19 protein-coding genes are annotated in these 22,317 nt (G+C 66.6%); 9 read left to right on the top strand and 10 right to left on the bottom strand.

Features of this window, described 5'->3' with window-relative positions:
* Nucleotides 1-19 precede the first annotated feature (19 nt).
* On the top strand, nt 20-1,300 hold the full coding sequence (locus tag G6N46_RS20565; RefSeq protein ID WP_138250974.1) for a hypothetical protein: 1,281 nt from the start codon (nt 20-22) through the stop codon (nt 1,298-1,300).
* A gap of 74 nt (nt 1,301-1,374) precedes the next feature.
* Nucleotides 1,375-2,826 carry a carotenoid oxygenase family protein gene (locus G6N46_RS20560; protein WP_234880807.1) on the top strand — a complete coding sequence of 484 codons (1,452 nt, stop codon included), beginning with the start codon at nt 1,375-1,377 and terminating at the stop codon, nt 2,824-2,826.
* 70 nt (nt 2,827-2,896) lie between these two features.
* Here G6N46_RS20560 and G6N46_RS20555 read toward each other — a convergent pair whose 3' ends face one another.
* The 3 genes from G6N46_RS20555 to G6N46_RS20545 all read right to left on the bottom strand — a co-directional run bounded on the left by G6N46_RS20555 (nt 2,897) and on the right by G6N46_RS20545 (nt 6,076).
* Nucleotides 2,897-4,294 carry an HNH endonuclease signature motif containing protein gene (locus G6N46_RS20555; RefSeq protein ID WP_138250975.1) on the bottom strand — a complete coding sequence of 466 codons (1,398 nt, stop codon included), beginning with the start codon at nt 4,292-4,294 and terminating at the stop codon, nt 2,897-2,899.
* Nucleotides 4,295-4,402: 108 nt separating this feature from the next.
* Entirely contained in the window at nt 4,403-5,401 is a 999-nt protein-coding gene (locus G6N46_RS20550; protein ID WP_061000263.1) for a DEDDh family exonuclease, read from the bottom strand.
* 69 nt (nt 5,402-5,470) lie between these two features.
* Entirely contained in the window at nt 5,471-6,076 is a 606-nt protein-coding gene (locus G6N46_RS20545) for a TetR/AcrR family transcriptional regulator (RefSeq protein WP_061000270.1), read from the bottom strand.
* Between the two features lie 85 nt (nt 6,077-6,161).
* On the opposite strand from G6N46_RS20545, the gene G6N46_RS20540 reads away from it, so the two are divergent.
* From G6N46_RS20540 to G6N46_RS20525, 4 genes are all read left to right on the top strand, one after another.
* Nucleotides 6,162-7,061 carry an alpha/beta hydrolase gene (locus G6N46_RS20540; protein ID WP_138250976.1) on the top strand — a complete coding sequence of 300 codons (900 nt, stop codon included), beginning with the start codon at nt 6,162-6,164 and terminating at the stop codon, nt 7,059-7,061.
* 70 nt (nt 7,062-7,131) lie between these two features.
* Nucleotides 7,132-8,211 (top strand): SDR family oxidoreductase, encoded by a 1,080-nt coding sequence (locus G6N46_RS20535; RefSeq protein ID WP_197746733.1) that lies wholly within the window; start codon nt 7,132-7,134, stop codon nt 8,209-8,211.
* Between the two features lie 56 nt (nt 8,212-8,267).
* Nucleotides 8,268-9,494, top strand: a complete 1,227-nt coding sequence (locus G6N46_RS20530) for a Mur ligase family protein (RefSeq protein ID WP_138250977.1) — start codon at nt 8,268-8,270, stop codon at nt 9,492-9,494.
* Nucleotides 9,491-10,198, top strand: coding sequence for a type 1 glutamine amidotransferase (locus G6N46_RS20525; protein WP_138250978.1), 708 nt, complete (start codon nt 9,491-9,493; stop codon nt 10,196-10,198). The genes G6N46_RS20530 and G6N46_RS20525 overlap by 4 nt, the downstream gene beginning before the upstream one ends.
* On the opposite strand, the gene G6N46_RS20520 is transcribed toward G6N46_RS20525, so the two are convergent.
* From G6N46_RS20520 to G6N46_RS20505, 4 genes are read right to left on the bottom strand one after another with little or no spacing between them, the layout of a single operon-like run.
* Entirely contained in the window at nt 10,195-10,935 is a 741-nt protein-coding gene (locus G6N46_RS20520) for a GAP family protein (protein WP_138250979.1), read from the bottom strand. The genes G6N46_RS20525 and G6N46_RS20520 overlap by 4 nt on opposite strands.
* A 30-nt stretch (nt 10,936-10,965) precedes the next feature.
* Nucleotides 10,966-12,849, bottom strand: coding sequence for a propionyl-CoA synthetase (locus G6N46_RS20515; RefSeq protein WP_064857866.1), 1,884 nt, complete (start codon nt 12,847-12,849; stop codon nt 10,966-10,968).
* A complete protein-coding gene (locus tag G6N46_RS20510) occupies nt 12,846-14,171 on the bottom strand; it encodes an aspartate aminotransferase family protein (RefSeq protein ID WP_138250980.1) in 1,326 nt (441 codons plus the stop codon). Before G6N46_RS20510 ends, G6N46_RS20515 begins: the two co-directional genes overlap by 4 nt.
* Nucleotides 14,172-14,222: 51 nt before the next feature.
* A complete protein-coding gene (locus G6N46_RS20505; RefSeq protein WP_135357867.1) occupies nt 14,223-15,803 on the bottom strand; it encodes an APC family permease in 1,581 nt (526 codons plus the stop codon).
* Nucleotides 15,804-16,145: 342 nt separating this feature from the next.
* On the opposite strand from G6N46_RS20505, the gene G6N46_RS20500 reads away from it, so the two are divergent.
* From G6N46_RS20500 to G6N46_RS20490, 3 genes are read left to right on the top strand one after another with little or no spacing between them, the layout of a single operon-like run.
* Nucleotides 16,146-17,162, top strand: coding sequence for a phosphotransferase enzyme family protein (locus G6N46_RS20500; protein WP_138250981.1), 1,017 nt, complete (start codon nt 16,146-16,148; stop codon nt 17,160-17,162).
* A 17-nt stretch (nt 17,163-17,179) separates the two neighbouring features.
* Nucleotides 17,180-17,956: a 3-oxoacyl-ACP reductase FabG gene (gene fabG, locus G6N46_RS20495; protein ID WP_138250982.1), complete on the top strand. Its 777-nt coding sequence runs from the start codon at nt 17,180-17,182 to the stop codon at nt 17,954-17,956.
* A gap of 24 nt (nt 17,957-17,980) precedes the next feature.
* Nucleotides 17,981-18,766, top strand: a complete 786-nt coding sequence (locus G6N46_RS20490; protein WP_061000265.1) for a GntR family transcriptional regulator — start codon at nt 17,981-17,983, stop codon at nt 18,764-18,766.
* 51 nt (nt 18,767-18,817) lie between these two features.
* On the opposite strand, the gene G6N46_RS20485 is transcribed toward G6N46_RS20490, so the two are convergent.
* From G6N46_RS20485 to G6N46_RS20475, 3 genes are all read right to left on the bottom strand, one after another.
* A complete protein-coding gene (locus tag G6N46_RS20485; RefSeq protein ID WP_138250983.1) occupies nt 18,818-20,050 on the bottom strand; it encodes a 9-bladed beta-propeller domain-containing protein in 1,233 nt (410 codons plus the stop codon).
* A gap of 113 nt (nt 20,051-20,163) precedes the next feature.
* A complete protein-coding gene (locus G6N46_RS20480) occupies nt 20,164-20,919 on the bottom strand; it encodes a hypothetical protein (RefSeq protein WP_138250984.1) in 756 nt (251 codons plus the stop codon).
* Between the two features lie 8 nt (nt 20,920-20,927).
* Nucleotides 20,928-22,301, bottom strand: a complete 1,374-nt coding sequence (locus tag G6N46_RS20475) for a WXG100 family type VII secretion target (RefSeq protein WP_131808668.1) — start codon at nt 22,299-22,301, stop codon at nt 20,928-20,930.
* Between the last annotated feature and the right edge of the window lie 16 nt (nt 22,302-22,317).

Below are 22,317 nucleotides of genomic sequence, written 5' to 3'. Positions count from 1 at the left end.
CACTGTGCGTCCCGACGCCGTGACCTCGACCGTCCTGGCACACGGGCTCGGCGGGTCCAGTGATCTTCCGATCCCGCTGACCTACGCGCTGATCGGCGCCGCGTGGGCCTTGACCTTCACCTTCGCGGTGGTGGCACTGGCCTGGCGCAAGCCGCGGTTCGATCCGGAGGCGCCGGGACGGCCATTGCCGCGCTGGGTGACGACGGCCGTCGACGCGCCTGCGACGCGGTGGGCGGTCGCACTGCTGGCGCTGGCGTTCGCCGGGTGGGTCGCGGTGGCGTCCGTCGCCGGGCCGTCCGGGTCCGGCAACCCGTTGCCAGGCGTGTTCTACGTGCTGCTGTGGGTCGGAATCGTCGCGCTGTCAGTGCTTTTCGGCCCGGTGTGGCGGGTGCTGTCGCCGGTGCGGACCCTTGCCCGGTTGCTGCGGCTGAGCCGCGATGCGTATCCCGCGCAGCTCGGCTACTGGCCCGCGGCCGCCGGGCTGTTCGCGTTCGTCTGGCTCGAGTTGGCCAGCCCCGACCCGGGTTCTGTTGGCGCCGTGCGGATCTGGCTGCTGATCTACCTGTGCGTGACGCTGGCCGGGGCCGCGGCGTGTGGCACCCGCTGGTGCTCGCACGCCGACCCGTTCGAGGTGTACAGCGTGGTCGCCTCGCGGTGTGCCCCGGTGCGGCGCAACGCCGATGGCCAGATCGCCGTCGGCAATCCGTTCAATCACCTGCCCACGTTGCCGATCCGGCCTGGCACGGTGACGGTGCTCGCGGTGTTGCTGGGCTCGACGGCCTTCGACAGCTTCTCGGCGACGCCGACGTGGCGAGGGTTCGTCGAGACGCATGCGCACGGCGGGTGGCAGGTCACCGCGATGAAAACCGTTGGGCTGGCGGTGTTTGTCACGACGGTCGCGGTGTCGTTCAGCCTCGCCGCCCGCGCCACCGGCGGGGTGGACCGCGCACGGCGCCGGCAGCTGCCCGGATTGATGGCGCACTCCCTCATCCCGATCGTCATCGGCTATGTGTTCGCGCACTACCTGACCTATCTCGTCGAAAAGGGGCAGCAGACCGTCTTCCAGCTGTTGGGCCTGCACGACGCACACGTGTACTACCTGCTGTCGATGCACCCTTCGGTGCTGGCCACGACCAAGGTGCTGTTCGTGGTGGCCGGGCACATCGCGGGCGTCGTCGCCGCACACGACTGCGCGCTGCGCGTGCTGCCCAAGCGCCATCAGCTCACCGGTCAGCTGGCGATGATGCTGGTGATGGTCGGCTACACCTTCACGGGGCTGTACCTGCTGTTCGGCGGTTAGCTCGTCACGCCACCCCTTGACATTGCCGGGCTCGGCCTCAAAACTGAGGACATCTGTCCTCAGATGGAGGTTGTATGACAACCACAGTGCCCGCAGAACCGACACTCAAGCAGCTCCACGGCCGCGCGTTCGCGTCCCTGTACGACGAGATGGACTACCAGGTCGCCCGCATCGACGGCACCCTGCCGCCCGAGCTGACCGGCACGCTGTTCCGCATCGGGCCCGGCAAGTTCGAGGTCGGCGACACCGTGCTCAAGACCATGTTCGACGCCGACGGCATGGTGTCGCGGTTCGTACTCGACGGACAGTCCGTGCGTTTCACCAACCGCTACGTCCGCACCAAGCAGTACCGCGGCGGAGACGTGATGAGCCAACGCGGCATCACCACCAACGCCCCGACCCTGCGCGGCAATCTGCTCCCGCCGGCCAATACCGGCAACACCAACATGGCCACCATCTGCGGCGACCTCCTGGCCATGTGGGAGGGCGGGCCGCCGTACAAGATCGATCCGGACTCGCTGGACACGTTGGGCTACAAGCGCTTTGACGGCGACCGGCTGGGCTATCTCGGTTCCTTCTCCGCCCATCCCAAGTGGGATCCACACACCGGCGACGTCTACAACTTCGGCCTCGACCTGCTGCCGACGCCACGGCTGCGGTGCTTCAGGGTGGACCGCGCCGGCCGCAGCCACCAGATCAGCTCGCTGAAGTTGTGGGACATGGTGTGGAACCACGACTTCGCACTCACCGAGAACCACATGGTGTTCGTCCTGGATCCCTTGCGGCCCAACATCCCCACGTTGTTGCGCACCCGATCGCTGGCGAAAGCCCTGGAATACCAGACCCGCAACGGGTCGACGCGGTTCGCCCTGGTGCCGCGCGACGGGTCGAAGCCCCGCATCATCGAGCACGAGGCGCTGACGCACATCCACGTCACCAACGCATTCGAAGACGGTTCCGACACCGTGGTGGAGTTCTTCCGGTTCGAGGACTCGGACATCTTCGGCAAGCTCGGCAAGGCGTGGCAGGACCCGGCCGAGCCGACGGACCCTCGCGCACACCTGACCATTGACGAGTGGCCCCGCGGACACCTGTCGCGGTTCCGGATCAGCAAGTCCGGCCGGATCACCGAGACGGTGCTATCAGCCACGGCCCCAATGGAATTCCCGCAGTACGACTGGCGTCGCTCGACGCTGGAGCACAACGTCACCTACGCCTGCAAGGCCACCGAGGACGTGGGCCACTACAACGCGGTGACGCGCATCGGCCACCGCACCGGGGATCAGACCACGTTCGATTTCGGCCTGGCCCAGACAGGCGAGCCGTTGTTCGTCCCCCGCTCCCGCACCGCAGCCGAGGACGACGGCTGGCTGCTGGTGCTCAATCACGATCTGCGGAGCCACCGCTCACAGCTGGTGATCTTCGACGCCCGCACCATCGAGGACGGGCCGCTGGCCACCGCGCATCTCGAACACCATCTGCCGATCGGGTTCCACGGAACGTTCAGCCGCCGCATCGCCGGCTGAACGCTTACTTCGCGCGCCGGGCACCCGCGTGCCACGCCGCACCCGGTCGGCCGGTCGCTGCGATGTCGAATCAGTTTGTCGGACTGTCGCTTTCGCCGCCATCGCCCTCGGTGGGGTAGAGCTGGGGGTGCCAGTATTGGTTGGTGCGAGGTTGTCCGGTGTCCAGTAGGGGTGGTGGGGTCCAGTGGGGGCGGCCGTTTTTCATGGTGGTGGTCCAGCCGGTGGTGTCTTCGAGTCGGTTGTCGCCGCCACAGGCCAGGGCCATGGTAGTGACGTCGGTCTGACCGTCGCGTGTCCAGCCGGGGATGTGATGGGCCTGGCAGCCCGCGGCCGGGACAGTGCAGTCGGGGCGGGTGCAGCCCAAGTCCCGGGTGAACAGGGCCAGGCGTTGTCCGGTGGTGGCGGTGCGCCGCGCCCGCCCCAGATACAACGGCACATCACCATGGTTGTCGAACACCGTGAGATAGCAACTTGCCCCGGTGCGGGCAGCCAGGTTGAGCAGGTCCTTGACCGGCAGTGTGCTGCCGGTGTGCGTCAAGGCGACCCCGGCCCGGTCCTCGAGCTGCTCGAGCGTGCAGGTCGCCGCGATGGTGACCGGGAACCCGTTGTGTTCCCCCAAATCCCCGGAGAGCAGCAGCAGGCCGATGGTTTCCCAGGCGTCATGCTGACGCTGCGCCAGGGTGCGCCGGTCATTGTCGATCTGCTCCTGAGTCGGCGTTCCGGAGGTGCAGGGCACCGGGTCGGCGGGGTTGCACATGCCGGGCGCGGCGTATTTGACCATCAACGCTTCGTAGGTGGCCCGCGCTGTCGGGGTAAGGCGGCCGCGCAGCTCGCTGCTGCCGTCGGGGCGCTGCTTGGACAACACCAGCGCCCGGTCGCGAGCACAGTCCGGTTCCCGGTCATCGGGTGGCGGCCCGTCCTGATCCAACTCGTAGAGCTTGCGCCGGACCACCGACCGCAGCGCCTCGGGGGTGAGATTGCGGGCGGCGGCGACCAGCGCCTGCTCGCACTCGTCGAGGGTGGTCAGGTCGGCCCAGGTGGGCAGTTTGGTGAAGAACGATTCGATGACATCAACATGATCACCGTTGATCGCCCCCTCGGCGACCGCGGCGGCGACATGCGGCCGCAGCGGCTGCAACGGTTCCCCGGTCAACGACCACCGCGGCCCCAACAACTCGGCGTGCCGCACCCGGCGGCGGGATTCCTCCAGGCTGAGCCGGTCCCGGGTGCGCATCGCGTCTGCCCAGTTTTTCGCCCCGATGTCTTTCGCCGCGGTCTGGGCCGCCAGCGCGGCCTGGATGTGGTGATCGACCGCCGCCGCGGCACACGTCCACCGTTCCCGCTCCGATTGCAGCGCCAGGAGTTCGGGCACCGAGAGGGTGCTGTAGTCCAGGGATGCGGCCCGGCCCAGCACCGAGCCGAGGTCGCGGCAGACGGCCTCGGCAGTGTCCAGGTCGGTAACGGTCATATTCGAACACTAGTACGAACCACCGACAAAAATCGTCGACAGCGTGACGCTAATTACCTACCGTGATCAAAGAACCAAAGTGACCAAAGTTGTTGGGCGGAAGCGACCTCAGAACAACATGAACTGATCGCCGGCCGGCGTGCGGTCGACGAACTCTTCGACGTCCGAACCGCCGACGACGTGGCCCAGGAGCGCCATGAATTCGGCGTCGGAGACCAGCGGGACGCCGAGCTCCCTGGCCTGGTAGCCCTTGCCCTGAGCGGGCGCCGGGTCGTTGCAGATGACCAGCGAGGTATGGGCGTCGACGCTGTCGGAGTAGGACAGTCCGACGTGCACGATGCGCTCGATGACTTCTTCGTGCGTGCGCTGCATCTCGCCCGACAGCGCCACCCGCATGCCCTGCACCAACGGCTGGCCCGGGACGAACCGGCCGGGGTTGGCGTAGGCACACGGCAGTCGCGACGCCAGGACTTTCAGCGGCCGGAGTTCGTCGTGCGTGATGGCGCCGCTCGGCCAGCGCTTGCGGCCCACGTTGCGGATAGGTAGCCAGCGCCGGTGCTCGCGCGCCGCGGCCAGTGCCGGTTTGAGGATCTGGGCCAGCACCATGGCGTCGTCGAGGGCGTCGTGCGGACGGATCTGCGTCGCGCCGTAGTGCGTCGCGAGGGTCTCCAGCCGCAGGTTCTCGGTGCCCAGGTTGAGCCGGCGGGTCAGTTCGACGGTGCACATGACGCTGTCGACGGGCAGGACCGCGCCGACGCGCTCGCACTCGGCGGCCAGGAAGGCGTAGTCGAAACCGGCGTTGTGGGCGACCAGCGTGCGACCGGAAAGCACGGCGGCCAGGTCGCCGACGACCTCACCGAAGGTCGGCTGGCCCGCCAGCATCTCGGAGGTCAATCCGTGCACGTGCGTGGGGCCGGGATCGACTCCGGGATTCAGCAGGCTGCTGAACGAGTGCTCCACATTGCCGTCGTCTCCGAGGGCCAGCGCCGCGACGCTGATGACCCGGGCGTGGCCGGGGTCGAATCCCGATGTCTCGACGTCGACGACAGCCCAACCCGCGCCGGCCTCAGTGGCCGGTCGGCCCCAGCCGAGGTTGGTTTCGTCCACGTGGCAAGGATGGCACGGACCCCCGACAGATTTGGCGGGCAGCGCAGCGTGTCGCCGATCGGAGCCGGATCAGACCCGGACACGCAGACCGTCTGCGACCGTGGCCAGGTATGCCGCGAGCAGTCGGTCGATTTCTTCCGGACCGGACCGCAGCGCTCCCGGACGCCAGGACAGGGCCAGCAGACCGTTGAAGGTCGCCCAGAACATCGTCGCGAGGTCGTCGGGGTCGAGAGCGGGATTCACCAACCCGGCTTCGATACCGGTGCGCAGCACGGCCGCGAGTTTCGCGTTCTGGGTACGGGTCAGCTCGGCGATGCGGTCGACCGCGTCCGGGACGTCCGGCGGTTCGACGAGGATCTGGAATTCGTGCGGACGTTCGCGGGCAAAGCGGGCATACGCGTTGGCCGCCAGCATTATTCGCTCTTCCACCGTGCCGTCGGCCGCGTACGCCGCGTCCATGTAGGCCCGGTTCTCCTCCATCGCCTGCTCGGCGACTGCGGTGAGCAATGCGGCCCGCCCGCCGACGCGGTTGTAGACGGTCTGCAGTGCGACGTCGGCCCGCTCGGCGACGGCCTCGAGATTCAGCCCGTGCGCACCTTCGGTCGCGATGATCTCGCGGGCAGCGTCGACGACGGCGCGACGGTTGGCCTCGGCCCGTCGCTGCGTTCTGGTCATCCCGGGATCGGCCACGCCCAGAGTGTAACCGGTACCACTTTTGTAAATACTTACAATTTTGGGGTTACTTACATATCGTCGCTTCATGACCCGCACCGATGTGACTTTCCCGTCGGGCGACGCCACCTGCGCCGCCTGGCTGTACACGCCCAAAACCCCCGCCACCGGAAAGCGGCCGATCATCGTGATGGCCCACGGTCTCGGCGGCGTCAAGGAAATGCGCCTCGACGCCTTTGCCGAGCGCTTCACCGCCGCCGGCTACGCCTGCGTCGTCTTCGACTACCGGCACTTCGGCGCCAGCTCGGGCGAACCGCGCCAGCTGCTCGATATCGACAGGCAACTCGAAGACTGGCGCAGCGCCATCGCGTACGCCCACACCCTCGACGGCGTCGATCCCGACCGCGTCGTGGTCTGGGGAACCTCGTTCGGCGGCGGGCACGTGATCGTCACGGCCGCGCAGGACAAGCGGCTTGCCGCGGCAATCGCGCAGTGCCCGTTCACCGACGGCTTCGCGTCGTCGTTCGCCATCCCGCCGTCGACGTCGGCCAAGGTCACCGCCCTCGCGGTGCGCGACCAGATCGGCGCCCTCCTCGGCCGCGATCCCGTCATGGTTCCGACGTACGGACCGCCCGGGTCGACGGCGCTGATGACCTCACCCGATTCGGTCGCGGGGATCCAGAACCTCTTGCCACCGGACGCCGAAATCGAACGCGACGTCGCAGCGCGCTTCGCCCTGCAGATCGTGCGCCACTTCCCCGGCCGCCGGGCCCGCAACGTCACCTGCCCGATCTTCTTCGCCATCTGCGAGCAGGACGCCGTCGCCCCGCCGGGGCCGACCCGGAAGTACGCCGCGCAGGCACCCCGGGGCGAGATCAAGCTCTACGACACCGGCCATTTCGACATCTATGTCGGCGAGGAGTTCGAACGCAACGTCACCGACCAGCTCGACTTCCTGTCGCGCCACGTTCCGGCGGCCACATCGTGACCGGCGGCAACAAATCTGGATTGTGGGAGATGAACCCCTCGGCGAGGTGCTCGACGCTATCGTCACGGGCATGACCACGATCGACCCCGACGCCCCCGTCCTCGTCACCGGCGCCAGCGGGTATATCGGCAGCTGGATCGTCCGCTACCTCCTCGAAGCCGGGCATACCGTGCACGGCACGGTGCGCAACCCGCAGAAGCCGACGGGCCTCGAGCACCTGCACAAGCTGTCGGCCGACCATCCCGGCAAGCTCACGCTCTTCAAGGCGGATCTGCTCGACATCGGCAGCTTCGACGAGGCGATGGCCGGCTGCGAGCTCGTCATGCACACCGCGTCACCGTTCCTGCTGCAGGGCGTCACCGACGCGCAGGAGTCGCTCGTGCGCCCCGCGCTGGAAGGCACCCGCAACGTGCTGGATTCGGTCAACCGCACCGAGAGCGTCAAGCGCGTGGTGCTGACCAGCAGCGTGGTGGCGATCTACGGTGACGCCCGCGAATCCCGCGACGTCCCCGGCGGCGTCTTCACCGAGGACCAGTGGAACACCACCAGCAGTGTCGACCACCAGCCGTACTCGTATTCCAAGACCGTGGCCGAGCAGGAGGCCTGGAAGTACCAGAAGGCGCAGAACCGCTGGGATCTGGTCACCATCCACCCCGGCCTGGTGCTCGGACCCTCCCTGACCAGCGCCAGCGACTCGGCCAGCCTGGCCACCATGAAGCAGTTCGCCGACGGCACCATGCTGACCGGCGCACCGGAGCTGACCTCTGGCGTCGTGGACGTCCGCGATGTCGCCGACGCCCACGTGCGCGCCGGCTACACGCCCGACGCACACGACCGCTACCTGGTCAACGCCGCCTCGCTGAGCCTGCTGGAGATCGGCCAGATCCTGCGCGCCAAGTTCGGCGTGCTGTACCCGTTCCCATGGCTCAACGTCCCCAAGGTCGCCGTGAAGGCCGTCGCGCCGGTCATCGGGCTGACGCGCGAGTTCGTCGACACCAACGTCGGATACCCGCTGGTCTTCGACGCGAGCCGCAGCCAGAGCGAGCTCGGGCTGGTGTATCGGCCCATCGAGCAGACCGTCACCGATCACTTCCAGCAGATGCTCGACGACGGCATCGTGCGCAAGCGGCCGAGCATCCGGCTGCCGTAAGTGGGCACCCTCACACGTGTCGTCACATTTGCGGCGGCCCTCCTAGACTTCCGGGGATGATCACCGCACGAGGACGCGTCGCGCTCGGCGCGGGCGCAGCCGCCCGCTGGGCGTCGCGCGTGACGGGCCGCGGTGCCGGCGCCATGATCGGCGGGCTCGTCGCCATGAAGCTGGACCCCTCGATCCTGGGTCAGCTGGGCTCCGGACGGCGTTCGGTCGTCGTCACCGGAACCAACGGCAAGTCCACGACGACGCGGATGACGGCTGCGGCGCTCTCGACTCTCGGGCCGGTGGCGTCCAACATCGAGGGCGCCAACATGGACGCCGGGCTGATCGCCGCGTTGGCTGGGTCCCGTAAGGCGACACTGGCCGCCCTCGAAGTCGACGAGATGCACGTACCGCACGTTTCCGACGCGGTCGACCCGTCGGTGATCGTGTTGCTCAACCTGTCCCGTGACCAGCTGGACCGCGTCGGCGAGATCAACCACATCGAGCGCACCCTGCGGGCCGGACTGGCGCGCCACCCCAAGGCCGTCGTGGTGGCCAACTGCGACGACGTCCTGGTGACCTCGGCGGCGTACGACAGCCCCGACGTGGTCTGGGTCGCCGCCGGCGGCGGCTGGTCCAACGACTCGGTCAGCTGTCCGCGCAGCGGTGAGGTCATCGTCCGCGAGAACGGGCACTGGCATTCGACCGGCACCGACTTCTCACGCCCTCAGCCCCAGTGGTGGTACGACGAGACGAACATCTATGGGCCGGAAGGCTTTACCGCGCCCATGACGCTGGCCCTGCCCGGCACGGTGAACCGCGGCAACGCGACACAGGCCGTGGCCGCCGCGGTCGCGCTGGGCGCGTCGCCTGCCGCCGCGGTGGCCGCGGTGTCGACGGTCGACGAGGTCGCCGGCCGGTACCGGACCCTGCAGGTCGGTGAGCACAGCGTGCGCATGCTGCTGGCCAAGAATCCCGCCGGGTGGCAGGAGGCGCTGTCGATGGTCTCCAGTGATGTTGCGGGAGCGGTCATTTCGGTGAACGGCCAGGTTCCCGACGGCGAAGACCTGTCCTGGCTGTGGGACGTGAACTTCGAGCATTTCGTGGACTTCCCGGCACCCATCGTGTCGGCCGGCGAGCGCGGCACCGATCTCGCGGTGCGGCTCGGCTATGCGGGCGTCGAGCACACGCTGGTGCACGACACGCTGGCCGCCATCAAGTCCTGTCCGCCCGGGCACGTCGAGGTGATCGCGAACTACACCGCGTTCCTGCAGTTGAGTCGGGAGCTGGCATGACGGTTCAGATTGGCCTTGTCCTGCCCGACGTCATGGGCACCTACGGCGACGGCGGTAATGCCGTCGTCCTGCGACAGCGTTTGCGGCTCAGGGGAATTGACGCCGAGATCGTCGAGATCACCCTTGACGACCCGGTGCCGGATTCGATGGACCTCTACACACTCGGCGGCGCCGAGGACTACGCGCAGCGGCTCGCGACGCGCCACCTGCTGCAGTACCCCGGTCTGCAGCGCGCTGCCGAACGTGGCGCCCCGGTGCTGGCCATCTGCGCCGCCATCCAGGTACTCGGGCACTGGTACGAAACGTCGTCGGGCGAGCGCGTCGACGGCGTCGGCCTGCTCGACGTCACGACGTCGCCGCAGCCCGAGCGCACCATCGGTGAGGTGACGTCGACACCCGTGATCGAGGGCCTCACCCAGAAGCTCACGGGCTTCGAAAACCACCGTGGTGGAACCGATCTCGGCCCGCTGGCCAAGCCATTGGCGCGTGTCGAGAAGGGGGCCGGCAACCGTGCGGGCTCCGGATACGACGGCGTCGTGCAGGGCAGCGTGGTCGCGACCTACCTGCACGGACCGTGCCTGGCCCGGAACCCGGAGCTGGCAGACCATCTGCTGTCACAGGTCGTCGGTGACCTGCCGCCGCTGGAACTGCCCGAGGTCGACCTGCTCCGCACCGAGCGCCTCGCCGCACCGCGCCGGGCCTAGGACAGCAACCCCGTCCCCTGCGCGATGAACGCCAGTCCGACGAGCGTCACGATCGCCACCACGATCTGCTGCCGGTAGCCGCCGACCCTGTCGTGCACTTTCCGCAGTGCCGCTTGGGTTTTCACCGGGGAGACGACGTTGCAGAGCAGCACCACTTCCACGACGGCGAGGCTCACCACGATGAAAACCAGTGCGACGCCGATCTGCGTGCCGATGGCGGCGCCGGATGCCAGGATCGTCGTCAGGGCGAACAGCACCAGCGACGGGTTGGGGCCGGCCCAGAAGCCGATCACCGCGGCGACCCACAGCGCCCCGCTCTCCCAGGCCCGTTGCGCCCGTCCCAGCAATCCGCCCCGTGGCGGCGCGTCGGGGTCGCGCTGCAACAGTTTCGAGATGGGTGAGGCGTCCGTGTCCGGCGCGCGCCGGCGCGTCACCATCCGCATGGCCGTCACCGCCGCGATGACCAGCAGCAGCACGCCGACGAACACCTGGACATGCCGCATGGTCGCGCTCGCGGTGGTGCGGGGATTGGCCAGATCGTGCACCCACGCCAGATCGGTGAAATGCAGCGCCAGCAGCGGGAGCAACAGCAGCATGACGCTCGCGGTCACACATCCGACCCAGTACACCAGCAGGTTCTGCGCCGGCCGTGGCCGGGAGATCAGCAGCAGGTTGACCCCGAGACGTACCGGATCGAACGCGATCGGCAGCGCCAGCACCGCCACAGAACCCCACATTGCCGCCAACTTACCGGTCGCGGCGCGAAGCTAGCTGGGCCGCAGCACCGGTATCAGCGCATCGATCACCGAGCTGTCCTCGATGGTCGACGGCACGACGTAGTCGGTGCCTTCGGCGATCTGCCGCATGGTCTTTCGCAGAATCTTCCCCGACCGGGTCTTGGGCAGCGCGCCCACGACCGTGACGTCGCGGAAAGTGGCGACAGCGCCGATCTGGTCCCGCACCATCGCCGCGAGTTCCTGTTGCAGCACCGCGCCGTCGACGTCCGCACCGGCCTTCAGCACGACATAACCGCTGGGCCGCTGCCCTTTGAGGTCGTCGTGGATGCCGATGACGGCGCACTCCGCGACAGCCCGGTGGCCGGCGATGACGGCTTCGATGCTTCCGGTCGAAAGCCGGTGGCCCGCAACGTTGATGACGTCGTCGGTGCGGCCCAGCACGGTCAGGTAGCCGTCGTCGTCGACGTAGCCGAAGTCACCCGTCAAGTAGTAGCCCGGGAACGCCGACAGGTACGACTGCACGAAGCCCTTGTCGTTCTGCCACAGCCCGGCGAGGGTGCCCGGCGGCAACGGCAGTTTGATGACGATGTTGCCTTCGACGCCGGGCGCGACCGGATTACCCGACGCATCGACGATGCTGACGCGGTAGCCCGGTACCGGGACGGTCGGTGAGCCGGCTTTGATGGGCATGGGTTCGAGGCCGCGCAGGTTCGCGCAGATGGCCCAGCCGGTTTCGGTCTGCCACCAGTGGTCGACGACGGGGCAGTGCAACTTCTCCGATGCCCATTCGTAGGTGTCGGGGTCCAGCCGTTCCCCGGCGACGAACAGTGTGCGCAGCGTCGAAATGTCATGTCCGGCAAGCATCGACGCGTCGGGATCGGCTTTGCGGATGGCGCGCAGCGCGGTCGGCGCGGTGAACAGCGCCTCCACCCCGTGCTGTTCGATGACCCGCCAGAACGCGCCGGCGTCGGGGGTGCCGACGGGCTTGCCTTCGTAGAGCACCGTGGTGGCGCCGGCGATCAGCGGCCCGTACACGATGTACGAGCTGCCGACGACCCACCCGATGTCCGAGGCGGTCCACATCACCTGGCCCGCGCTGATGTCGTAGACGTTCTTCATCGACCAGGCCAGCGCGACGGCGTGCCCACCGTTGTCGCGCACGACGCCCTTGGGCCGGCCGGTCGTCCCGGAGGTGTAGAGGATGTAGAGCGGGTCGGTGGCGGCCACCGGCACCGGAGCTACTGGCTCGGCGCCGGCCACCAGCTCGTCCCAGTCGAGGTAGCCCGGGTAGTCGGTGGCCTCGCCCGCGATCTCCCCGCGGTTCTTGACGATCACCGTGGCCGGCGCGGCGTCGGTCAGTGTCAGCGCCTTGGCGACGACGGGCAGGTATTCGACGGTGCGTCCCGGTTCCAGACCACCGGAGGCCGTGAGCAGGGCCACCGGCTGCGCATCGTCGATGCGCGCGGCGAGTTCGTTGGCGGCGAACCCGCCGAAGACCACCGAATGCACGGCGCCGATGCGGGCGCACGCGAGCATCGCGACGACGGCTTCGGGGATCATCGGCATGTAGATCACGACGCGGTCGCCCTTGGTGACGCCTTGTGCGGCAAGCACTCCGGCGAAGCGCGCCACGCGGTCGAGCAGGTCGGCATACGTGAAGGACTGCTGCACGCCGACCATCGCCGAGTCGTAGATCAGCGCGGTGCGGTCGCCGTTGCCGGCCTCGACGTGCCGGTCGAGGGCGTTGTAGCAGGTGTTGAGCTGCCCGTCGGGGAACCAGCGGTAGTGCGGCGCCGCCGAGTCGTCGAGCGCGCGGGTCGGCGCGACGGTCCAGTCGATGGCCTGCGCGGCCGTCAGCCAGAAGTCGTCGGGCCGCTCGGCGGCAGCCTCGAACGCCTCACGATAAGCACTCACGCGAGCTCCTTGACGACGGCAGAGAACACCGTCATGAACCAGTCGAGGTCCGACATCGAGAACACCAGAGGGGGTCGCACTTTGAGGATGTTGCCATGTCCGCCGCACACAGAGATCAGAACGCGGTTATCGCGCATCATGTCGACGATGCGCTGCGCTGTGCCCCTGTCGTGTTCCTTGGTGTCGGGGTCGGTGACGATCTCGATTCCGGTGTACAGGCCCGTGCCGCGGATGTCGCCGAGCAGCGGGTACTCCTTGGCGAGGACGCGGAGTTCGGCCCGCCACTGATCGCCCACGGCGACGGCATGTTCGGCGAGCCCGTCGCCGACGATGACGTCGAGGACGGCCTGCGCCGCGGCCATCGACACCGGGTTGCCGCCAAAGGTGTTGAAGTACGGGGTTTCCCGCGCGAAGACGTCGAGAATATCCGGGCGGGCGGCCATCGCGGCGACGGGAATGCCGTTGCCCATGGGCTTGCCCATCGTCACCAGGTCGGGCACCACGCCGTGCCGCTGGAATCCCCACATGGCCTCACCGGTCCGCGAGAACCCCGGCTGCACCTCGTCGGCGATGAACACGCCACCGGCGCGGTGGACGACCTCGACGGCCGGCCCCAGCACCGAGGGGTCCACATAGATGCCGTCGGAGGAGAAGATCGAATCCAGCAGCAGCGCACTGAACTTGTGGCCGTGCCGCTCGAGATCGGCGATCGCGGCGCTGATCTGGTCGGCGAACCAGGTGCCGAGAACGGCCGGATCGATGCGGTAGGAGTCCGGGGCCGGCACCGTACGGACATTGGTGCCCAGTGGCACTCCGACGCCCAGCGACGGCGACATCGCCGAGATCAGCGCGCTGTTGCCGTGGTAGGCCTCCTCGGTGACGATGACCCCGGTGCCGCCGCTGTACTGTTCGGCGACCCGCACGGCCAGGTCGTTGGCCTCGGATCCCGTGCAGGTGTACATGATCGACGAGATCTCGGCCGGGAACGTCGCCAGCAGCTGCTCGGAGTAGTCGAGGATGCCGCCGTGCAGATAGCGGGTGTGGGTGTTGAGTTCTGACATCTGCCGGGTCACGGCCTCGATGACCCGCGGGTTGCAGTGCCCGACGCTGGCGACGTTGTTGTACGCGTCGAGGTACTTGTTGCCGTCGGCGTCGTAGAGGTGCGCCCCGGAACCTTTGACCAGGTGGACGGGCCGGTTGTAGAAGAGCCGGTACGACGGACCCAGCGTCGATCGCCGCTTCTCGACCATGGCATCGGTGGTGGGGTCGAGTTCTTCCCCGCCGGTGTAGCTGTTGGAGTCCATGATTGTTGAGAAAGCCATGTTCGTTGTCCTTGCGGTAGAAAGCGATCGGCGCTGGGTCGGGTCGTTACGTCAGCGTTCTTCGTCGAGTACAACGCGCCCCAATCGGTCGTAGCGCTGCGGGGACCGGGCTCGAAGTACCAGGGCGACCACGATTCCGGCGATGGCGGCACCACCGACCACCCAGGGAATCGACGCGAAGACGATGTCGTCCTTGGCCGTACCTGCCGCGAACGAGGCGTTCTTGATCAGCAGGTAGATGACGTACAGCATGCCGATGCCGCCGAGGCCCGGCGCGACCAAGGTGCGGAACCAGTGCGCGGTCTCCGGATGTTGCTTGCGCACATGGAAGTACGAGACGACCGAGAACGCCGCCATCGCCTGCACGATGAGAATGGCGGAGGTGCCCAGCAGCGCGGCAAGGCCGTAGAGCCCGCTGTAAGGATCGCGACCGGAGACCGCGAACCACAGCACGATCACCAGGGTGATGGCCGTCTGCACGAAGCCCGCGATGTGCGGGGATCCGTGGGTGTGGTGGGTACGGCCAATGGTTTTCGCGGTTCTGGGCAGGATGTCTTCGCGGCCGAGCGCGTAGATGTAGCGGGCAGCGCAGTTGTGGAAGGCCATGCCGCACGCGTACGAGCCGGTGGTGAGCAGGATCTGGAACATGGTCACGGCCCAGCCGCCGAGGTGCTCGCGCACCGGAGTGAAGAAGATTTCCCCGGCGGTGTTCGTATCCTGCGCCAGCGCAATGGATTTGCTGGGTCCGGTGCCCACGATCGCCAGCCACGACACCACGATGTAGAACGCTCCGATGCCGAGCACCGACGACATGATCGCGACGGGGATGATCTTCTTGGGGTTCTTGGACTCTTCGCCGTACATGGCACTGGACTCGAATCCGACCCAGGACCAGAAGGCGAAGAACAGGCCGATTCCGGCGGAGCCGACGACGGCCATGGTGCCCGCGCCGTTGACGTTCGGGACGACGGCGTCGAGCCCCTTCAGCCCGTTGATCGGGTTGAGTGATGACAGCGACCAGCCTTCCGGGCCACCGCCGCTGACGACGACGGAGCCGGCCATCAGCGTCAACATCACGATCTCGGTGATCAGCAGTCCGCCAAGCACTTTCGCGGCCAAGTTGACATCGAAGTAGGTGAGCACCGCATTGGCGACGATCATCACAACGGCGAACAGCAGCCACGGCAGGTGCACGTTGAACAGTGATGCGAACAGATCCCGCGAGAAGAACGAGAAGATGCCGACCAGGGACGCCTCGAAAACCACGTACGCCAGGACCGTCAGGAAGCCGGCCGACAGACCGAGCACCCGCCCGAGTCCGTGCGAGATGTAGCCGTAGAACGCCCCCGTCGCGGTGATGTGCTTCGACATCGCCGCATATCCGACCGCGAAGAGGCCGAGCACGATCGTCGCAATCAGGTACCCGGCGGGGGCGGCCGCACCGTTACCGGACCCGACGGCGATCGGGACGTTGCCGACCATCGCGGTGATCGGGGCGGCGGTGGCCACCGCCATGAACAGCACGCCGATCAAGCCGACGGCGTTGGGTTTGAGGCGCTGCACGCCGGGGCCGCTGTCGGGCGGCGCCGATGTCACCGGGGCAGTTCGTGGGTGGTCGTCGATTTCACTCATGGGTGCTAACCGATCCGATCTGATGGGAGATGGGTCCGGGCCACGCTGGCCGGTTTTGGGTTTATTTGGTCTGCTCCGTCGAGCGGTACTTCAGCTATCCGATGGACCAATGGACCCCCACGCCATCGGCACAGGGCTATTGGTACCAGACCGCTCCGACGCGGTCAATACCCGCATTACCTGCATAGTTCCTGTGGAACCTACCGAAATTGTGCCATATTTCCGGCCCGTAAAACCATCGTTACCAATTTTCGGTTTTGGTTCACTTTCGAGCCAAAGTGCGCTACAACTGACCAGACCAAATAGTGACCGTGCCCACACCGCCAGTTCAGGAGAGCCACAATGAGCGACATGGCCGCCACCGACTACGAACGCTTCGCGCACGCCGCGCTGCCCCACTATGGACTCGATTCGGCGACTGTGACGCTGCTGAGCTACTCGGAGAACGGCACCTTCCTGGTGGAATCGGAGACCGGGCGCCAGGTCCTGCGCGTGCACCGGCCGGGTTACCACTCGCTTGCCGCCATCGAATCCGAGCTCGACTGGATGGAGAGCCTGCGCCGCGACTCCGCCATCGCGACGCCGCAGGTGATACCCGCCCCCGACGGCCGGCGTGTCGTCGAAGTCCGGATCGGCAACGAGACTCGGCTCGTCGACCTGTTCACCTTCGTGGAAGGCACCATCGCCGAGGATGACGCCTCCGACATCAGCTTCAGTGAGTTGGGCGCCATCACCGCGACGCTGCACGAGCACGTCCAGCGCTGGCAGCGGCCGGAGACCTTCACCCGCTTTCGGTGGGATCTCGACGCGATGCTGGGTCCGGATGGCCGGTGGGGCGACTGGCGTGACGCGCCGGCGCTCAGCGCCGCGGACGCCGCCGTCATCGCCGAGGCCGAACGTAAGGTCATCCATCGTCTCACCAATTACGGTATGGGCCCCGAGCGCTTCGGGCTCGTCCACGCCGACCTGCGCATGTCGAACCTGATGGTGGCGGGCGGGAAGATCACTGTCATCGACTTCGACGATTGCGGCTGGTCGTGGTACCTCGCCGACCTCGGTGCCGTGGTGTCGTTCGTCGAGGACACCCCCGACGCCGCCCGCATCATCGACGAATGGCTCGCGGGCTACCGCAGCGTCCGCGACATCCCCGCTGCCGACCTCGCCGAGATCCCCACGTTCGTCATGCTGCGCCGCCTGATGCTCACGGCGTGGATCGGCAGCCATCCCGAATCCGGACCGGCACAGACGCTCGGGCACCGATACGCCTCTGGCACTGCACAATTGGCCCAGGCCTATCTCACCGACCCGTCGTGGTTCCGCGTGGCTGTGCCCGCGGCCGCTCCCACCCTCTCCCACTGACAGGAAACACAAACACCATGTTCGATCTCGCCAACAAGAACGTCATCGTCACCGGCGCCACCAAAGGCATCGGCTATGGCATCGCCGCGGTGTTCGCCACCGCGGGCGCCAACGTCGCCGTGGCGGCCCGCTCGCTGCACGACCTCGACACCGCCGTCGCCGGCCTCGACGGCTTGGGCTCCGGCAAGATCATCGGCGTCGCGGTCGATGTGGCCGATCCGCGATCCTGCCGGGCGATGGCCGATGCCGCCGTCGACGCCTTCGGCGGCATCGACGTGCTGTGCGCCAACGCCGGCATCTTCCCCGAGGCACCGCTGGCCACCATGACGCCCGACGATCTCGCCACCGTGCTCGACGTCAACGTCAAGGGCACCGTCTACAGCGTGCAGGCCTGTCTCGATGCGCTGACCCGCAGCGGCGCCGGCCGCGTCATCCTCACCTCGTCCATCACCGGTCCGGTGACGGGTTTCCCCGGCTGGTCGCACTACGGCGCGTCGAAGGCCGCGCAGCTGGGCTTCATGCGCACCGCCGCAATCGAACTCGCGCCGAAACACATCACCGTCAACGCCATCTTGCCGGGCAACATCCTCACCGAGGGATTGCAGGAGATGGGCGAGGACTACATCGCCGGCATGGCCCGCTCCATCCCCGCCGGGACGTTGGGCACGCCGGAAGACATCGGCCACCTCGCCGCGTTCCTGGCAAGCGACGAGGCCCGCTACCTCACCGGCCAGTCCATCGTCGTCGACGGCGGGCAAATCCTGCCGGAATCGCTGGACGCCGTCGCCGGGTGACAGCCGGTCGGTACGGTGAACGACATGGACGAGTCCGAGGGTGGCCCGGTAGCCGAGGATGTGCGGCGCCGCATCGTCGCGATGCTCGACGCCGGCACCCTGCGACCGGGTGACCGTCTGGGCTCCGAACGCGAGATGGCCGAGCAGTTCTCCGTCTCCCGCGCGACGCTGCGCAGCGCCCTGGTGCCGCTGAGCCGCGCCGGGATCCTGGAGCGGCGCAGTGGCCGCGCGGGCGGCACGTTCATCAAGACGGTGCTCGTGGAACGCAACGTCGCCGAACTGTCGGGCCTGCCGAACCGGCTGAAGCAGGGCGGTCATTCCACGACCCGCAGCCGGGTGTTGTCGACGGCCCTGCGCGGCGCCACGGCCATCGAGGCGCAACGCCTGGGCATCGAACCCGATACCGAACTCGTTGTCGTGCAACGCCTGCGCTACGCCGACGGTTTCCCGCTGTCGGTCGACTGCGCGCACTTCCCCGCCGACCTCGTGCCGGACCTGCTGGAGCAACCGCTCGGCGGGTCGCTCTACGACATCCTGGCCGTCCGCTACGACCTGCGGCCGGTGACGTCGGTCGAGAGCATCGAGGTCGTCAGCGCCAACCCGCGCGAAGCGTCCTGGCTCGAAATCCCCACGCGCACTCCCCTGCTGGCGATGACGCGCGTCGCCTCCGATGCCGGCGGCCGGCCGTTCGAGTACTCCGAAGACCTGTTCCGCGCGGACCGGGTGCGGCTCGTCGCCAAGACCTCCGCGCTCGCCGAGCGCGAGACCCTCGGCACCGACGGCCGCGTCGAGCTCACCGTCACAGCGTAGCTTTCCCACCGAGCGCGCCGAGAATGCCCAGGGATTCCCACTAGCTCCAGCTCATTTGGGCTGCGGCACAAGTGAAAACAAGTCGTCCGCACCGCGGCCCAGCAGCGTGGTGTTGACCCTCCATACTTCCCGCACAGTCACGTCTGGGGAGCTTGTGCCTGGCATGGCCCACGCGGTTTCACATGTCGCCATATCCATGCCATAGGCGACCGGTGACGGCTCGCCCGTCAGGATGGCGATCGCGCCATCAGAGCCGATGTAGCTGGTGGACAGGCCTTCAGCATCGCAGGCCTTTCCCTTGGCGCCTGTTCGCAGGTCGAATTGCTGCCAACTTCGAAGCCGCTTGTCGGAGGCGACGTACAGGGTCGTACCGATGAGCCGTGCGTAGAGCCGTAACGTGGGCTTGGGGATTTCGAGCAGTTGCCGCCCACTCATCGTGACGACTCGAAGCTGCGACTCGTCCTCCACGATCGGCACGTCGGGCGAGGTATTCACAAGGCCCCCGGCCATCTGCGCCGATAACCGGCCGTATTCATCAAGCAGCGCAACGCGTTCCGTGCCGTCTTGATCGTGATAGCTGAACCCGAACCCACCGGCGTAGACGATGGCACTTCCGACTGATGCGTCACGCCCCGCTGAAGGCTTCACCGAGACGCCGTCGGCAACCGAGAAAACGATGTCCGGCGCCTTGAAAACACCTTGCGATGCAAACTTCATCGGCTGAAGGTCCGAATTGGGTCCCGCAGAATCCCCGAGCAGACCATCGCCCGGGACAAACCATGTGAGCTCGGCATGCGGGCCAACCCCATGAACACCACTGTCCGGCACCGCGGCAACCACGTAGTCACCTACCTGGCTCAAGCGTGGTTCGGGACCTGATCCGTACGCTCGCAATTCAGTCGGGCCGTCGAACATCACGGCCCCAGTCTCGGTGTTGACGACCCACGCCCGCCGCGGCTGTCCCGAAGCGTCCCATACGCACAACAACATCGCCGGCCCATTCACGAAACAGCGAGTACTGGCCGCGCGTGCGTTGGGGCCTAGCCGAACCGGAGCGAACAGCCGGTGACCATCCGCCACGTTGACCCCGACAACTCGCCACCCATCGCCCGAGGCACCTAGTAAGAATCCACGGTCCCCCACATTGCCGGCCGGATGGATCATCGAATCTGCCGGCAGCCCCAGCTCGGCTGCCGTCACATGCCAGCCGAACACCGGTTGCTTCCGCATCGACTGAGATAGCAACAACTGTTTGGGCAACCCCAACTGCTCTGCGGTAGCCATCGGTGGCGCAGACTGTGGCCTGCCGTCGACCGGTCGCTGGACGACGATCACGGCAGCAACCAAAGCCAGCGCACCACCCACCAGCCACCACTTGCGAAGCCCGCCTCGACGGATCATTCGACCTCGAAGTCCTGCGCCCGCAGCCGTTCGATCGCCCGGCCATTGGCCAGCTCACCGCGGTTCTCCGGATACAGCCAGTAATGCCGGATAGCCCAGTAGAGCGCAGCTCCATTCGCCTGGTAGGTAGGCAAGCTGTTGATGGTCTGCGCTTCACCATCTGTCATCACCATCACCGCCGGACAGCTCACGGCCTTGCCCTTAGGCGCCTGGTCAATGACATCCATCACGTCGTCCCACGCTCCACTGGCGGTCGTGGTTACGGAGTTTGAGACCTCAAACCCTTCCGGGGACAGTTTCAGATATCCCCAACCGTTCGACCTGCCTCGCAGGAGAAGGTAGGACAACCAACACACCAGTCCGGCAACAATAATGGGGTAATAGATTTGCCTGGCCCCACCGATTCCGATTGCGAGCCGCCCGCTAGGAACGTAGCAAACAAAAGAAATTCCACTAACTATTGCACTGACAATCGATAGCTCCAGGAACCGGGTCTTTGCGCGTGGCGGACGAAAATATGTGCCGTCGGCTTCACTGGTTGCCTGAGGAACAACGCGACCCAGCCGAACCTGTAGTGCCAAAACAAGCAGAAACAGAAAACACAGTAGTAGTCCGACAGCGAACACAGAGGTTAGATAGTCACGACGGCCAACTAGATAGAGAACCCAGATGAGGCAAAGTGCAACGAGAACCGCAAAAACCGAGATAGAAAAATTCGCGGCCACTCTTGGATTTTTCCAGTGCTCGGGCATCTGTAGTTCTATTTCGGGCAAAATGCACCACCAACCTGATTTCCTATCCACTCCATCCCCTTGCCCCCGCCGAACGCACCCCCGACCGCAAACACTGGCACTGTAAATGCCGCCACCTCGGGCCCAAACGGCGCACCGACTACGGCACCAAGCTTTGCACCGCCCCAGCCTCCGGCGTAGTCGCCACCAACCCCGAAAACTCCAGAGATGCCTGCGACACAGGCCTCATGCGGAGTCGGCGCAGCGGCAAACTTGTACATTGTTGTCAATAGTCCCAGAGCCGGCCCGCCGTATCTGGCAGCCTTGCCGATGTCCTTGACGGAGTCCGGGGTCAGCCCCGGCAGGCTGCCGCCGCCGCCCACGTGTGCATCGAGGCCGGTGAGCGCCCCGCCGACCACCGTCGGCGCGTCGCTCGTAAAGAACGGATTGTCGGGCGGCAACGCTCCGTGCCGCCCATCCGGCATTGTCCAACCCGCTGTTCGGTGTCCGTCCGGGGTCTCGGTGGCGAGGAAGAATGCACCGTTGTTCCCGAAATCCATCTGCGTGTATTTCACCTTTGTTCCAGGGTCAACCCAGGACGCCGTGTGACAAAGCAAATTGCCGTTCTTGTCGAACCAATTTGACCCAACATGTTCCATTTTCTTCGTATTATTGAAGTCATACGTCGTGATGACTTTCTTGCCGCCGTCCGCCATTGTCAGCGTGGTGACGTGATTTCCGTCCTTGTCAGTCGATTCGGCCGTGGCAATTCTGATAGTCGCCATATCTTCGCCACGGACGATGCCTTGCCGCATCAATCCGTCCATGGTGAGCGGGTTTGGAACCTCGTCCGCCGGTTGCACCGGCCCGGTCGTCGGGAACCCCGAGCCGATGTCACTCGGCACGGGCAGCGCGAAGCCAAAATTCTTCGCAGCAGCCTGCACCGCGGCAGCCGTCCCACTATCGGCGCCACCGACGGCAACCAGCAGCCGGTTGACTTCTACCTGCTCCACTTCCGCTCGACGCTGGAGCGCGGCGGCCTTCTCCTCTGACATCTCGGCGGGTTTGATCAGCACCACCCACTGATCGCTGACGTGAAGTTCGGTCCGATCGATCGCGTCGGCTTTGTTGATGAGCGCGGCCCTCGCATTGCCAATATCTGACGCGCCCTTGGCGAGTGCCGATTTCACCGAGCTCGTGTACTTCGCGAAATCATCAGAGGCTCTCGTCGCCCGGCCGAACATCGCGGTCGCTGCGTCATGGGCGGAGCCCGACCAGGCGCTCGCCTCAGGCATCCGCCTGATCTGGTCGTCGAGAGATCGAACGGCTGACGCGATATCGTCGCCGCTCTTTCCCAGTGCACTCCCCGCCGAGATGAGGGAATCTGGCGACCATTTCTCCAACCGGGGTCTCGATGGC

Origin of the sequence: Mycolicibacterium phocaicum, assembly GCF_010731115.1 — a bacterium.
Classification (GTDB): domain Bacteria; phylum Actinomycetota; class Actinomycetes; order Mycobacteriales; family Mycobacteriaceae; genus Mycobacterium; species Mycobacterium phocaicum.
This window is presented reverse-complemented; position numbering and strand designations above follow the sequence as displayed.